This is a genomic window from Blautia sp. ZXY-1-B12 (assembly GCF_056339915.1).
The window spans coordinates 1-12,716 of sequence record NZ_JBWJVP010000030.1; the positions used below are offsets into that span (position 1 = coordinate 1).

Consider the following 12,716-nt stretch of genomic DNA (forward strand, 5'->3'; position numbering starts at 1 on the left):
CTAAAATTCATTTGGAGATAATATAAAAAAAATAGGAAGAAAAATTAAGAACATTTCTCCTCCGCGGAGGCATTGTCCCAGGAAAAATTGGATAAATGGATATGCAAAAGTGGTTTTCCGCGGAGAATAAAAGTATTTTGAGATGCAAAAAAGACTCCAGTCATATTAACTGAAGTCTCTTTCCATTCTGATCACTTTTTGTAATCCGTCACGCTGCAGGTTGGTAATCCTTTGGTATCCCATGACATACCTGCCTTTTTCTTCCATGTCCGGCTGCCAAGCAGGAATCCGCCAGACTGCGCATCCAGAATATACCATTTGCCGCCAACTCTTACCTGATTCCACTGATGGCTTGGGTTACTTGCCTTGGAGTCTGCGTGTACATATCTGCAGTCTACTCCGATTGCATCACAGAGTGCTTTCATGGCTCTGGCATATCCGGAGCATTGTGCTTCTCCATATACCAATGCACCCCAGGCGGTGTTTGCATAATTATACTGCCAGCCTTTATAAGCGTAGCTGCAGTTGCTGCGGAGATAATTATATGCAGTCAGTACCCTGTCATAGTCTGACATTCCTTTACGGATGTAATTGATCTTGAAACTCTGGACAACACTCCGGACCTGTGCCAGATGCTGCGCGTCCAGATACGGACCGTAGACGCTGCCATACTGATAATCACCTTTTACAGTTGCTGTTTTTAAGGTGATCTTTCGGGCTTTGCTTTTGGAACTGTAAATATTTTTGCCCTTTATGACTCTGTACGCCAGCACTCTGTACTGATAAGTCTTTCCGGCCTGTACATTTTTGTCAGTTGTGGAGATTACATTTCTTTTTTTGACATTTTTCAGGAATGACCACTTTCCGTTATCATATCGGTACACCCTGTAGCCGTCTGCCTGTGCGATATAGCTCCAGGAAAGATTTACGGTTTTATTGTCCGTGGAGTAACACTTGTAAAGCTCCGGTGTCTGCAGATTGGCCTTTACATCAATGATATTTGATACAATCTCCACGCTATATTCTCCGCTGTCCGGATCATACACCATGTCGCCATAGACCAGTCTGTAGGAATATTGATGTCCGGCTTTTGCCGTAGTATCTACAAAAGTCAGATTTCCCTCCACGCATGTATCATGGGAATAGCACTGTACCTTGAAATTATCCCCGTAGTTCATATACAGATTGTCACCAAGGACTTCCCAGAAGTCTCCTGATCACCCTGAAACTATCCAGTTTTTCTAATTTTCCACCTTGAGATACCGGCTTTTCTGAACGATAGATGTCTGAATCCGATTAGAGTCTGGAGTGGCTACCTCTGCCTTAAACTGAATCTGACTTGCCTCTATAGACTTTTCCGTCATATATTTCCAAGAGTTTTGTATCTTCTCTTTGCGCTGCATTTACCGTAAAACCTGTTCCGAGACATATCCATAATGTCATTATTATCAGCAAAAATATTGATTTCTGTATAAATGAGTTTTGTTTTCTTTCTTCTAATTTCATGGTTTTCCTTCTTTTATTTTGATGTAATTCCTTGAGAATGCCCGGTAGATACAACTTAGGCTTGAAAAGGATTCATGTCCTGGCAACGACCAGACAGAAATTACATTCCTAATTTCTGTTTGGTATTTGAAAGTTCTTTTCTTATTAAGTTGTTATTTGATGACTGAGCAAAGCTATACCATGTAGCGTTTGCATGATATTTCTTGTAATAAGTTTCATACATATTTCCTGAGGTTTTCTTGCCGTCCATATACCAGTCTCCTTCCATTGCATCCCCCTTCCATATGAACTTGTGGACCAGTCCAACAGACCCATCTTTTTTGGTTCCATAGTAATAATTATCCCCACACGCATTACCAGTTAGCTCTAACAGATATTTTCCGTTGTATTTACATATACCCAAACCTCCAAAATATGGCATATTGTTTCCAGACCATGAAATACGTGAGGTAACCCGTTTTGCAGATTTTCCGCCATACTTCCACAATTCTACATGATATTGAACTTTGTCTTTGTTATACCTTTCTGTTTGGTATGTCAGGATAAGTTCGTTGATGCCGTCATTATTGAAATCCAACAATTTGGCATAGCATAGTCCCGTCCAAAACTGTTTCTGCTCATTTAATTGAGCTTCCCCATATTTTTTCTCATAACTTTGTATCAGATTCCGGTAAGCTGAAGTTGGATCTTTGATATTTCCTTCTTTTTTGACCGTTACCTTGCAGACGAGATTGTAAGTATCGCCATACTGTTTAACTTTACACCTGATATAAGTTGTACCGGCTTTTTTTGCCTGGATCTCGCCGGAAGAATTGACTTTTGCTACCTTCTTGTTATCAGAAGAATACTTTACGTTTGACAAATAACTGATGCCTGTACAAGGGAACTCTTTTTTCTCCTTTACTTTCAGTGTGATCTTTGTGGTATCCGTATCCGGCTTCAGGGATGCAAGTTTTACTTTCTTTTTCGTCCAGAAAAATACAAAGGGAACCATATGCAATAATCAATGCATCCGCATCTGCGAACGCCTGATAATCATAAACTACATTGAACTGATAATCATAATCATCTTCCGTATCTTCGCCAAAATAAGATTTATAGTAATAACTACTGTGAATCCCAAGAAAAACAGAACATTTACGTCCATAGACTTAGCTGCATGAAAAATACCCTGCATCAGATTCATCGTATGCGGTGAATTTGCATTTCCGATCATTACACCAATCGTATACCTTTTCTCCATACGTATGCTCCCTTTCCACAAGTCTTTGTTTTCGTTTTATTTTACAATATTTTTTACCATCATTCAATATATTTTAGTTGTTTTTACCAAATTATTTAAATATCTGCAACCCCTTTCCCGTTTACAGGATTCTACGCCTCATGCGGAGCACTATATATCACAGGTACATTACGAAGTAATTTCCTGCGACATACAAAAATTACCGCCAGGTCTATTTCAATCCGCGGTAATTTTCATTTTCTGTTATTCAGATTTCATGATCAGTAGATTGTCACTGCCATAATTATATATACAAGAATAGATACCAGACAGTACATGGAGTTTGTTGTGGAAACATAAGCGCTTCCTTCTTCATCTTTCATAAAAGTCTGCATACTGAATGTGGCCGGTGCTGACATATAACTGATAATTGCAAGATTGACCAGCCGATCATCACCTACCAGATAATGTACAGCAACAAGAACTCCTGCGATCATCACTGCCTGAAGCAATACACGTAAGATGATCGTGGCAATGCATGGCTTTAATAATTTCGCATTCAGTTCCATGCTGTATCCCACTACCAGTAAAATAATGGCAGTCACAGATGTGGTGAGAATATTTTCCACACTCTGGTACACGCCTCCGAAAGGACTGTCTAAAACTGCAAGGATCACCTTCGATAATCCTGCAATAATTCCCAGGATACTTGCAATAAATGCCGGAGTCTTTAATGCACTGAAAAACAGTTTTTTCACATCAATCTTCTCACCGTTTTCCACCTGTCCCAGCATTCCCATATATACACTGAATCCAAACAGCAGTCCGGCAATATCCAGAACTGCAATACGGGAAAGATTTTCACTGCCACAGAGGCTTGTATATAACGGATAGGCCATAAGTCCCCCTTCATATACGCTTACCATAAACGGTAGATATTTCTGATAGGTTCCTTTCAGAAATGGCTTCAGCAAAAAGCCCAGACCAAAGGATACTACCAGCATTACAAACATGATCAAAATCAGGATTCCGGTTTCTTTATTATATTCCGCTGTTGCCAGAGCATGAAAAATAGCAACCGGAAGCATAACATTCGTTACAAGCACCTTCATGTTATTGATTCCGTCTCTGGTCAGAATCTTCCATTTTCTGCACAGCATACCGACCACGATCATAACCAGTACAGGCAGAACAATTTCTAATACATTCACTTTTTTACTCCTCCTAATATATAACTCAGCTTTGTTTATTGTAACTCAAAAAAACATTTTTCGCCACCTATACTTTCTGTTGTATTTTCACTTTTTTGCAGTTATAATTTTATGTGAATTTACGAAAAAAAAGGAGAACTTAAATGAATACTTTCAGCATTCTGACTGCTCAGATCGGAATGTTCGTGATCTACATGCTTGCAGGCGTGATCCTGATTCCGCACACGGGTTATGAACAGAGAAAATCTTGAAGTCATTTCAAAATTTGTAATAAAACTGGCGCTTCCTGTAATGATTTTTATCAATACTGTAAACGGAGTGGAACGTAAAACTCTTTTTCATTCACTGAGCATTTTTCTGATTGCGGGAATTATGTATATATGTCTGTTTTTACTCAGCTACATATCTGGTATTTTTTTTCATCTGCATGGTAACCACAGGCAGCTTTACAGTGCCATGAGCGTATTCGGAAATGTGGGATTTATGGGTATTCCCATAGTAACCAGTATTTATCCGGAAAACGGTATGCTCTACATCTGTGTATTTACCATTATTGATCAGCTCATGCTGTGGACAGCAGGTGTACGCCTTACTTCAGGTACAGACAGTCAAAAAAACCGTTTTGATTTCCGGAAGCTGATCAATCCTGTTACTGTTTCCATCCTTCTTGCTGTGATCTGTGTGCTGACAGGAATCCGGCTTCCTGATGTTCTGAACAATTCCCTTCAGAAAATCGGCCAGACCGCCACACCTCTCGCAATGATCTATCTTGGCGGTGTTTTCGCCTGTATCGATGTACTGAAAAATATCCAGAGACTGGATTATTATGGAATTGTCATCCTAAAAATGCTTTTGTTTCCGCTTTTCTTCTATGTATTACTTGGATATCTTCCGGTTTCTTCAGAAATCCGCACTACCATGGCTCTGACTTCTGCAATGCCAGTTATGTCCTCTGTGGTAATGATGGCAAATACCTACGGATCAGATGGCGATTATGCAATGGGTGGAATTCTTGTTACAACTATCTGTTCTGTTTTTACACTTCCATTTATTTACTGGATTTTTCATTTTATCGGATGATTTAAATATAATACTTTTTTATAAATATTTATAAATTTCATTTATAAAAAAGTGTGGTATACCAACTCTACGACAGCGCTTTCCGCATTCTGGATATCCGCAACAATCTTCTGGAGAATTTCACCGGTTCCAGAAAGCAGATCATTGATCTGGCAGCCTCCACCATTCCTTCTTCTTATCTCCTTCCTGAACTTCTCGCAGGTTTTGGCAGAATGTATCCTGATGTATATTTCCATTCCTGGCAGACAGACAGTTCCGGCGCTATTAACCGTGTACTGGATGGGACCGTAGATCTGGCTTTGACAGGACAGAATACAGGAGACGACAGCTGTGTATTTATTCCCTTCTGTCAGGATAATATGGTGATTGCTACCCCTGTGAATGATCATTATTTAAACTTAAAACAAAAAGAACAACCTGTTGTTTTTCAGGACTTTATCAAGGATCCTGTTATCATCAGGGAAAAAGGCTCCGGAACCAAAAAGGAAATGGATATTTTTCTGGAAAATGCCGGTATTGAACCTTCCAGTCTGAATGTAGTAGCCCGCATGAATGACCTGGAATCAATCAAAAAATCTATTGTAAACGGGCTTGGATTTTCCATTCTTTCTGCCAGATCTGTCGTTGACCTGCAAAAAACAAAGCAGATTCTTCTGTTTCCATTAGAAGAATCTGCTCACAAACGCAGTTTTTATATTGTTTACAGTAAAAACAGAATTCTGAAATCCCATGTACGCCAGTTCATTCACTATGTAAAAGAATACTATCAGACAGTCTGATTAATATTCTGATATTTTTTTGGCATCCAATTTCCCTTCCATGCATAGATAAGCATGAGTACCATTCCTACAGCCCATGAAACAGGATACAGTACATATATAATATCAATGCTGGTAAAATGTGGAACCACAAACTGAATCCACAGAATACGGAACAGGCATAATGCAAGCAGCATCACTACCATGGGAGGTACCGTCTTTCCTGTTCCGCGAATGGTTCCTGCCAGGGAATGCATAATTCCCAGAAGGAAATAGAACGGGCAGAGATATTTCATTGCCTGTGCCCCATAAGTAGATCACTTCTTTATCACTGCTGAAAATCCCTATGATCGGTCTGGAAAAGGTCAGCAGGAGAATTCCTGTCACAATCGTATAAAGCACGCTCATTCCAAGAGTTACTCTCAATCCTTTCCTGATTCTGTCTGTTTTTCCCGCACCATAGTTCTGACCGGTAAAAGTCGTTGCTGCCATACTAAAACTCATTACCGGCAGAATGTTAAACCCATCTACTTTCAGGTATGCACCAAAACCCGCCATTGCACTGGCTCCGAATCCATTGACACCAGATTGTACCAGTACATTTGAAAAGGAGATTACCGTGTTTTGAATTGCAGTCGGCAGACCTACCTGGATAATCCGTCCTGCCATTGTTCTATCAATGGAAAGTTTCTTCGGATTTATGCGGTAAATATCCGGAACTCTCATCAAAAACCATAATGCAAAAATGCAGGAAAGTACCTGGCTGATATCTGTTGCAATTGCAGCACCCTCGACTCCCATGTGCATTCCGCCGATAAGCCATAAATCCAGAAAAATATTGGAAAACGAAGCTACTGCCAGATACATCAGCGAACGTCTGGAGTTACCTACTGCATTCAGGATCCCCGCTGCCATATTATAGATGACATTAAAAACCAGTCCATAAGAATAAATTCTCAAATACAGAACTGACTGATTCATTACTTCTTCCGGAGTTCTCATCCACCTGAGAATTGCAGGTGAAAATACAATTCCAGCGATAGTAAGAACAATTCCCAGAATAAGCGCAAGCATCAAGGCTGTATGTGCAGAACGCTGAACGCCATTCTCATCTCCTGCTCCATAAAACTGGGATACAATAACTCCCGCACCTGCAGATGCCCCCATACTGAATGCAATCAGCAGACAAATCAGCGACGTACTGGAACCAACTGCAGCCAGTGCATTGCTGCCCACAAAATTTCCTACAATAATTGAGTCCACTGTATTGTACATCTGTTGGAGCAGATTTCCCAGTATCAATGGAATAGAAAACAGAAAGATCTGTCTCCAGATGGTCCCTTCTGTCATGGTACTGATCGATTTTAACTTCACACTCTTACTCTTTTCATATGCTGCCACTCTCATTCCCCCATTCATATATTATTGCTGTTCACAACGCGTCCGGCAGCACCCTTCGGCATTCCTATTATAAAATATTTTATATAAAAATCAAGCCGCCACTATTTATAGCATTGCATTTCCTGTCAGTTTACTGTACAATACTTTTATATTGTAAAGTACGAAACAGGAGGTAATTTATTATGGCTTTTGATATCACACCTTATGTAGATATGTCCCCAAAGAAAAGTTCGTGAACTGATCCGCAAGGGAGTTATTGATTTCCCCACTGCAGGAATGTGCCGTGGCTATGCACAGGCAAATATGGATGCCGGCATCAGCAGTATGACTGCCAGCATCAGCATTGTCAGGAATGAAATTCTTTTTCTTTTCATGTAATTAAAGCCTCCTTTTATCGTGCGTTTTCCAATTCTCTCTCAATCCATGTCATGATCACATCGACAAGATACTCCTGCTGCACCTGACCGCCATTCCGGCCGGGTTGTATCTTGTGCCATTTGCGGATGCATTCCCGGCAGCAGGTCGCAGTTGCGATGCTGTGCGATGAATACCGGGTGACCGCGCATGGGTGTCTGTTTTCCATCATTTGGGATATATGCAGGAGCCTCCCGTTTTGTAATGAAATCCTCTGCGTGTTTCCGGATCGTATCCAGTCCTTTTTCATGAATATAATCAATATCATTCTGCTTAACTATCGAAATCTGCTCCGAAATCTGGAGTTTTCAAGTTTCTCGAACAGTTGCTTGTACCATTCATCCTTTGTCATTAAAACTCACCACTTTCTATGAAAACAGACTCTGCTGTTCATATTCCGTCTGTCGGTTAAGCAGAGTCGGTGTCTGGCGCAGAAGTACAGGCATTTTGTTATTATCAAACCAGTCTGTGATTTGTTCCCTTTCCAAGATTAAAGGCATGCGATCATGGATTTTTTTCATGGAATTATTCGCTGTGGTAGTCAGGATCACAAATCTTCGTTCATTCTCAAACCAGTCACAGAATCCTGCCATATACAGCACAGAGGAATCCGGTCTGGTAAAGGTACTCTTTTCTTTCAGGGAATTCCATTCATAGAACCCACCTGCCGGAATCAACAGCCGGTGATATAAGATTCCGTTCTGAAAAGAAGGTTTATCCATGACGGTTTCCACCCTTGCATTGATGACCGGATTTTTACCTTTTGACAGGGGATATCCCCATCTGCACATACCCAGTTCCAGTCTATGTTCTGACTGTCCAATGACCGGTGCGACATCGGTCGGACGGATATCTCCTTGTGTCAGCCGGATCCTCCCATCGACGCTCTGTATCCACTCTGGAAATCTCCTCCATCATATCGAGATCTATATAATATCTGCTGCACATATTCTCTCCTATTTTAGAATCTTTCTTATCTGCATATCCTTAGCTTCCGGATAAAGCTGCTTCATATAATCAACAATTTTTCCCCAGGATGTCCGCGGATCTTCCTTATAACAGGAAGTAACATGGTCATATCCATAAATGTGTTCCGGAGAAGAATACACAGCCACATCCCAGCCGTACTCCACGCCTTTTTGATTGATCCTTTTCCGAAAGTCGCAGTTACACAGATATGTCTGCATCATAAGGCTGGTAATGGCTCCGTCAAATCCCTTTTCGCCATCTTTTCCAAATCCAGCCAATTTTTTCAATTCGTAGGAGTAGATTTCTGCATCATTTTCCATAAAATGATCCATAATATTCTTATGTTTGATCGGTGCTTTTTCATCCTCAAACAGAGCATCAAAATCATAGCCGTCCCTGCGATAGTTGGCAAATACCGGCAGCCATTTTTTGGAAATAAACCCGGCTTTTTTGGCAAAGAATTTTCCGTAAAGAACATCATGTCTTTTGGCAATGGCAATCCTCCATCTCCACGGATCCCTCACCGGATCATCAGACCACCAATATTCTGCCACTGTCCGTTCCTCCAGAGAAAACCCCGGAATTTCGTTCTTAAAAAAGAGGAAGAAAACCAACCCGGTTGATATATTCGACTGCTTCATCCACATCGTGGATGCATTTCGGATCATCCCATGTTACTCCATGAATGATCCATTCCCCTGCTTCGTTTCCCATGACTTTCTCCTTTCTGTATTTTGCTGTCTTAAGTATACCACACATTGACAAGGCAAGACAAAGATATATATTTTTATCGAAAAAATTGATGACATTTTTGTTACTGTTCATACACAATGTCATTAACTTAAGCAATTTGCCAATACTGCATTGATGAAAATATCAGCAGAAAGATTTAATTATGATAAAAAAGGGAATATTGAGGGATTAAGATGCAATGTCTTGCTGAAATTCGGGTATAACAAAAAGACAAAATCAATATTTAATATTGAAATTTGTCTAAAGATGAAATATAGTAATATACCACCTTCTGCAATAACTGGTTTATCCACCATTTTTGTGTTAATATAAAAGTAATAAAATACATTTAAGCACAAAAAGGGTGTAAATATTATGGATATTTCAGATTTTGTTAAGAAAGTAAAAGAATATAATGTTCTTGGAATCAAAATTTCAAAAGATAATGAACTTGCAGCAGAGTGGTACAGCGAACCGGAATGCAGAAGGAATATTTATTCTGCAACAAAGAGTTTCACATCCTGTGCAGTTGGCTTTGCTGTTCAGGAAGGGCTGATCGATCTTAATGAAAAACTAACAGAAGCGTTTTCAGGTGACTTGCCGGAGTGTATAGATGAGAACCTGAAAGAAGCAACTGTTCGTGATCTTCTTACCATGTGCCTTGGACAGGAGAAGGGCAGTCTGATGGGAGAACAACGACCTTTATATGAAGAAGATAACTGGGTAAAAATGTCTCTGGCTATTCCCTTTAAGTATAAGCCGGGTACGCATTTTGTGTATAATAACGTTGGTCCCTATCTGGCAGGCATTCTTGTACAAAGACGCTCCGGCTGCGATCTGGTTTCTTACCTTACACCCAGACTTTTTGCCAAACTTGGAATAAAACGTCCTACATGGGAGACTGATCCACTTGGAAACAGTTTTGGAGCCGGCGGATTATTTCTGACCCTTTCTGAACTTCACAAATTTGGACTGTTTTATCTTAATAAAGGCAAGTGGAATGGAAAACAGATACTGTCTGAGAAATGGATAGAAGAAAGTACAAAGGCAGCTGATGTTGGATACTATGGTTATCTTTTCTGGCGTGGTGAATATAATTCTTTCCGGGCGGATGGAAAATACTCCCAGATATCTATGATCCTTCCGAAAAAAAACGCAGTCGTTTCGTTTGTTTCAGAATGTCGCAGGGGAGACGAACTTCTGAAGACAGTTTATGAGCTTGTCTGCGCAAAACTGTAATATCTTTTCTCCGCGGAAAACCAGACTCCTCAACATCCTAAACAACTTTTTTCCAGGTATGCAAAAAAACACTTTCCTTTTCTGAAAAAAAGCAATATAATGCTTCACGCAAGAAGATGGTTCTGCCGGCGAAATAAATCCGACCAGAAGAAAAGGTTATCGCTGACACCATCTATTCTGTTTTGCAAAATCTGGCATATTACAGAGAAATAAGAAATGAGGAAATATAGTGAAAAGAATATGTATAGCAATTTCATCAAACGATAAAGACACCACCATGCACCTGGAGATCTATGCACCGGAATATAAGGGCGATCTCAAAGGCCTGATCCAGATCTGCCATGGAATGACAGAATATATGGGAAGATATGTGGAATTTGCAAAGTATTTTACCAGCCGCGGATACATTGTCTTTGGCAATGACATCATCAGCCACGGACACAGCACCACACCAAGATCATCCTGTTTGTACATTAATGACTGGAACGACACAGTTAAAGATATGGTATCAGCAAGGGAATATGTTGTCCGGAAATACCCGAACCTGCCGTGTATCTATCTTTTCGGGATTTTCTTGGGTTCCTTCATTGTAAGGACAAACGCTGATCTGACTCCCTATAAAAAAAGAAATCCTGATCGGTACCGGTGCGCAGTCCGCTTTCCTGATGAGGATGCCATGGAGAACCTGGAATCGGGAAAAAATATACCGGAAAGATGTCCTGTGCTTCTGAGTCGAAGTATCTATGATCTGATGTTCGGTACATATGGCAAAAAGTTCAAAGGCAGACCGGCCAATTACTGGCTCCTTGACGGATCATGGAAAGAGAAGGAGGAGTACGCTGATGACAGTTCTTGTTCGTCAGGATGTGTCTCCTGCTTTTTTCTGCGAGTTTTCCAAAGGCATGGAGATGTGCCAGCCGAAACCTAAAAAATCCGAATAATACCATTTCACAACTTTATTCCTGTATGGAAAAAGAATCCGGTATCCGGTTTTGGAAAAGGCGTCCGAAAGGTATATGAGAGCGTACAAAGAAAACAACCCGGATACGGAGATCAGAAGCTTTCCCGGAACTCACGATATCCTGCATGACTCCGGATATGAATCGGTATTTAAGGCAATCGCCGATTATTTGAGAAAATAATACTACAATCAGAACCCGATGCTCTACCCTGAAAAGCTGCTCCAGTCGTGCCGGGCTGTCCAGTCGCCCTTCGTACTCCTCTTTATTCTCCGCATGTATAATAAACGGAGCAATATCTGCCTGCAGGCATTGCACAAATGCAATGATGCGGGCTACCTTATAACATGAGAAAAGCATTAAACAAGGAGACTCACGCCAAAACTATGAATCTCCTTGTTTAATAAAGGTTCGAAGTATCCCTCCGGGTATATCTATATCTTATTTTTGATTAATCTCTGCGAATCCAGCAGCATCAATTTTTAATTCTATTTTTTCGCCTTTTTTAAGTTCTTTCCATTGAGAAAAATCCATTTCATATCTTCCTGTTTCGGTCTTGCCCTTCTTTTTCTCATATGTAGCGGTCACAAAATAATGCTCTTCTTCTGCTCCTGTTCTCTGTCCGTCTTTAAGTTTCGGTTCCGGCCAGGAAGGGTTCTGATCATTGCCGGAACTTTTTGCAGTATCGACAACCGTCCATTTGTCTATTTCATAGTAATATTTTGTAGCATACACAGGCTCCTTCCGGTAGACTGGTTTTTCTACATCTTCGGTGCCAGGCATGACATCATGCCAAAAATGATTGCTGCGAAGATTCCCAGAATGAGCAGCACCCGCCTCAGCAGTGGCTTTTTCTTTGGTGTATTTTGGGGGATATTTTTCTGGCAGGATTCTTTTTTCTCTTCTTTCTTTCGTTTCTTTTCCTCTTCCTGCTGCCTCATCTCGAAGTAGTTTCTCTCCGAATCTTCTTTTGTGGCACCACAGTTTTTGCAGACATTCAGATCGTCGCTGTTAAGACTGCCGCAAAAGCTGCACTGCCAGTCCGGATTACGGCTGATCTTTTCTGCTTCCTCCTCAGAAACATATTTAATTTCATCCGGCATATAGAATTTTGTATTTTCGTCCTGCGGATGCCCACAATCGGGACAGGTTTTTTGACCGGCTCTAATCCTTTTATTCCCACAAAACGGGCAATCCCAGAGACCTTCGATTATCTTTCCCATAC

Annotated in this window: 17 protein-coding genes and 1 pseudogene; 5 read left to right on the forward strand and 13 right to left on the reverse strand. The window is 40.7% G+C overall.

Features of this window, described 5'->3' with window-relative positions:
• Positions 1-191: 191 nt before the first annotated feature.
• From AC075L_RS02750 to AC075L_RS02770, 5 genes are all read right to left on the reverse strand, one after another.
• Entirely contained in the window at positions 192-1,178 is a 987-nt protein-coding gene (locus tag AC075L_RS02750) for a transglutaminase domain-containing protein (protein WP_022381252.1), read from the reverse strand.
• 145 nt (positions 1,179-1,323) lie between these two features.
• Entirely contained in the window at positions 1,324-1,506 is a 183-nt protein-coding gene (locus tag AC075L_RS02755; protein ID WP_476387095.1) for a hypothetical protein, read from the reverse strand.
• A 100-nt stretch (positions 1,507-1,606) separates the two neighbouring features.
• Positions 1,607-2,506: an Ig-like domain-containing protein gene (locus AC075L_RS02760; RefSeq protein WP_044952094.1), complete on the reverse strand. Its 900-nt coding sequence runs from the start codon at positions 2,504-2,506 to the stop codon at positions 1,607-1,609.
• Positions 2,507-2,548: 42 nt separating this feature from the next.
• Positions 2,549-2,749 (reverse strand): hypothetical protein, encoded by a 201-nt coding sequence (locus tag AC075L_RS02765; RefSeq protein WP_008704289.1) that lies wholly within the window; start codon positions 2,747-2,749, stop codon positions 2,549-2,551.
• 260 nt (positions 2,750-3,009) lie between these two features.
• Entirely contained in the window at positions 3,010-3,939 is a 930-nt protein-coding gene (locus tag AC075L_RS02770) for an AEC family transporter (protein ID WP_008704291.1), read from the reverse strand.
• A 231-nt stretch (positions 3,940-4,170) separates the two neighbouring features.
• Between AC075L_RS02770 and AC075L_RS02775 the strand changes: the two genes are divergently transcribed.
• Together AC075L_RS02775 and AC075L_RS02780 are read left to right on the forward strand one after the other, a co-directional pair.
• The gene (locus AC075L_RS02775) at positions 4,171-5,019 is read left to right on the forward strand and encodes an AEC family transporter (RefSeq protein ID WP_476387096.1); all 849 of its coding nucleotides are present in this window, start codon (positions 4,171-4,173) and stop codon (positions 5,017-5,019) included.
• Between the two features lie 53 nt (positions 5,020-5,072).
• Positions 5,073-5,798: a LysR substrate-binding domain-containing protein gene (locus tag AC075L_RS02780; protein ID WP_008704295.1), complete on the forward strand. Its 726-nt coding sequence runs from the start codon at positions 5,073-5,075 to the stop codon at positions 5,796-5,798.
• A gap of 105 nt (positions 5,799-5,903) precedes the next feature.
• On the opposite strand, the gene AC075L_RS02785 is transcribed toward AC075L_RS02780, so the two are convergent.
• The 6 genes and pseudogenes from AC075L_RS02785 to AC075L_RS02810 form a co-directional block, all read right to left on the reverse strand.
• The gene (locus tag AC075L_RS02785; protein WP_476387097.1) at positions 5,904-7,178 is read right to left on the reverse strand and encodes an MATE family efflux transporter; all 1,275 of its coding nucleotides are present in this window, start codon (positions 7,176-7,178) and stop codon (positions 5,904-5,906) included.
• 391 nt (positions 7,179-7,569) lie between these two features.
• Complete coding sequence (locus AC075L_RS02790; RefSeq protein WP_476387098.1) at positions 7,570-7,764, reverse strand: DUF4186 family protein; 195 nt, start codon at positions 7,762-7,764, stop codon at positions 7,570-7,572.
• Positions 7,765-7,768: 4 nt separating this feature from the next.
• Positions 7,769-7,891: pseudogene (locus AC075L_RS02795) on the reverse strand (DUF4186 family protein); the annotation flags it as partial.
• A 69-nt stretch (positions 7,892-7,960) separates the two neighbouring features.
• A complete protein-coding gene (locus AC075L_RS02800; protein ID WP_476387104.1) occupies positions 7,961-8,485 on the reverse strand; it encodes an SOS response-associated peptidase in 525 nt (174 codons plus the stop codon).
• A 63-nt stretch (positions 8,486-8,548) separates the two neighbouring features.
• Positions 8,549-9,115 carry an AlkZ-related protein gene (locus AC075L_RS02805; RefSeq protein WP_476387099.1) on the reverse strand — a complete coding sequence of 189 codons (567 nt, stop codon included), beginning with the start codon at positions 9,113-9,115 and terminating at the stop codon, positions 8,549-8,551.
• A 37-nt stretch (positions 9,116-9,152) separates the two neighbouring features.
• Positions 9,153-9,275 carry a hypothetical protein gene (locus AC075L_RS02810; RefSeq protein ID WP_476387100.1) on the reverse strand — a complete coding sequence of 41 codons (123 nt, stop codon included), beginning with the start codon at positions 9,273-9,275 and terminating at the stop codon, positions 9,153-9,155.
• 393 nt (positions 9,276-9,668) lie between these two features.
• Here AC075L_RS02810 and AC075L_RS02815 point away from each other — a divergent pair, with 393 nt between their 5' ends.
• The 3 genes from AC075L_RS02815 (at position 9,669) to AC075L_RS02825 (ending at position 11,674) form a co-directional block, all read left to right on the forward strand.
• Positions 9,669-10,532, forward strand: a complete 864-nt coding sequence (locus AC075L_RS02815; protein ID WP_476387101.1) for a serine hydrolase domain-containing protein — start codon at positions 9,669-9,671, stop codon at positions 10,530-10,532.
• A 229-nt stretch (positions 10,533-10,761) separates the two neighbouring features.
• Positions 10,762-11,460, forward strand: a complete 699-nt coding sequence (locus AC075L_RS02820; RefSeq protein ID WP_476387102.1) for a serine aminopeptidase domain-containing protein — start codon at positions 10,762-10,764, stop codon at positions 11,458-11,460.
• 88 nt (positions 11,461-11,548) lie between these two features.
• Positions 11,549-11,674 (forward strand): hypothetical protein, encoded by a 126-nt coding sequence (locus AC075L_RS02825; protein WP_476387103.1) that lies wholly within the window; start codon positions 11,549-11,551, stop codon positions 11,672-11,674.
• Between the two features lie 258 nt (positions 11,675-11,932).
• Here the strand turns inward: AC075L_RS02825 and AC075L_RS02830 are convergent, their stop codons facing one another.
• Both AC075L_RS02830 and AC075L_RS02835 read right to left on the reverse strand, forming a co-directional pair.
• On the reverse strand, positions 11,933-12,226 hold the full coding sequence (locus AC075L_RS02830; RefSeq protein WP_020993853.1) for a hypothetical protein: 294 nt from the start codon (positions 12,224-12,226) through the stop codon (positions 11,933-11,935).
• A gap of 26 nt (positions 12,227-12,252) precedes the next feature.
• Positions 12,253-12,716 (reverse strand): zinc ribbon domain-containing protein (locus AC075L_RS02835; protein ID WP_008704309.1); only part of this gene is annotated, 464 nt, incomplete at its 5' end.

Coding starts and splice junctions, on each gene's coding strand:
- AC075L_RS02750 (WP_022381252.1), bottom strand. CDS start 1,178: ATGAACTACGGGGATAATTTCAAGGTACAGTGCTATTCCCATGATACA.
- AC075L_RS02755 (WP_476387095.1), bottom strand. CDS start 1,506: ATGAAATTAGAAGAAAGAAAACAAAACTCATTTATACAGAAATCAATA.
- AC075L_RS02765 (WP_008704289.1), bottom strand. CDS start 2,749: ATGGAGAAAAGGTATACGATTGGTGTAATGATCGGAAATGCAAATTCA.
- AC075L_RS02775 (WP_476387096.1), top strand. CDS start 4,171: ATGAACAGAGAAAATCTTGAAGTCATTTCAAAATTTGTAATAAAACTG.
- AC075L_RS02790 (WP_476387098.1), bottom strand. CDS start 7,764: ATGATGGAAAACAGACACCCATGCGCGGTCACCCGGTATTCATCGCAC.
- AC075L_RS02810 (WP_476387100.1), bottom strand. CDS start 9,275: ATGGGAAACGAAGCAGGGGAATGGATCATTCATGGAGTAACATGGGAT.
- AC075L_RS02815 (WP_476387101.1), top strand. CDS start 9,669: ATGGATATTTCAGATTTTGTTAAGAAAGTAAAAGAATATAATGTTCTT.
- AC075L_RS02825 (WP_476387103.1), top strand. CDS start 11,549: ATGAGAGCGTACAAAGAAAACAACCCGGATACGGAGATCAGAAGCTTT.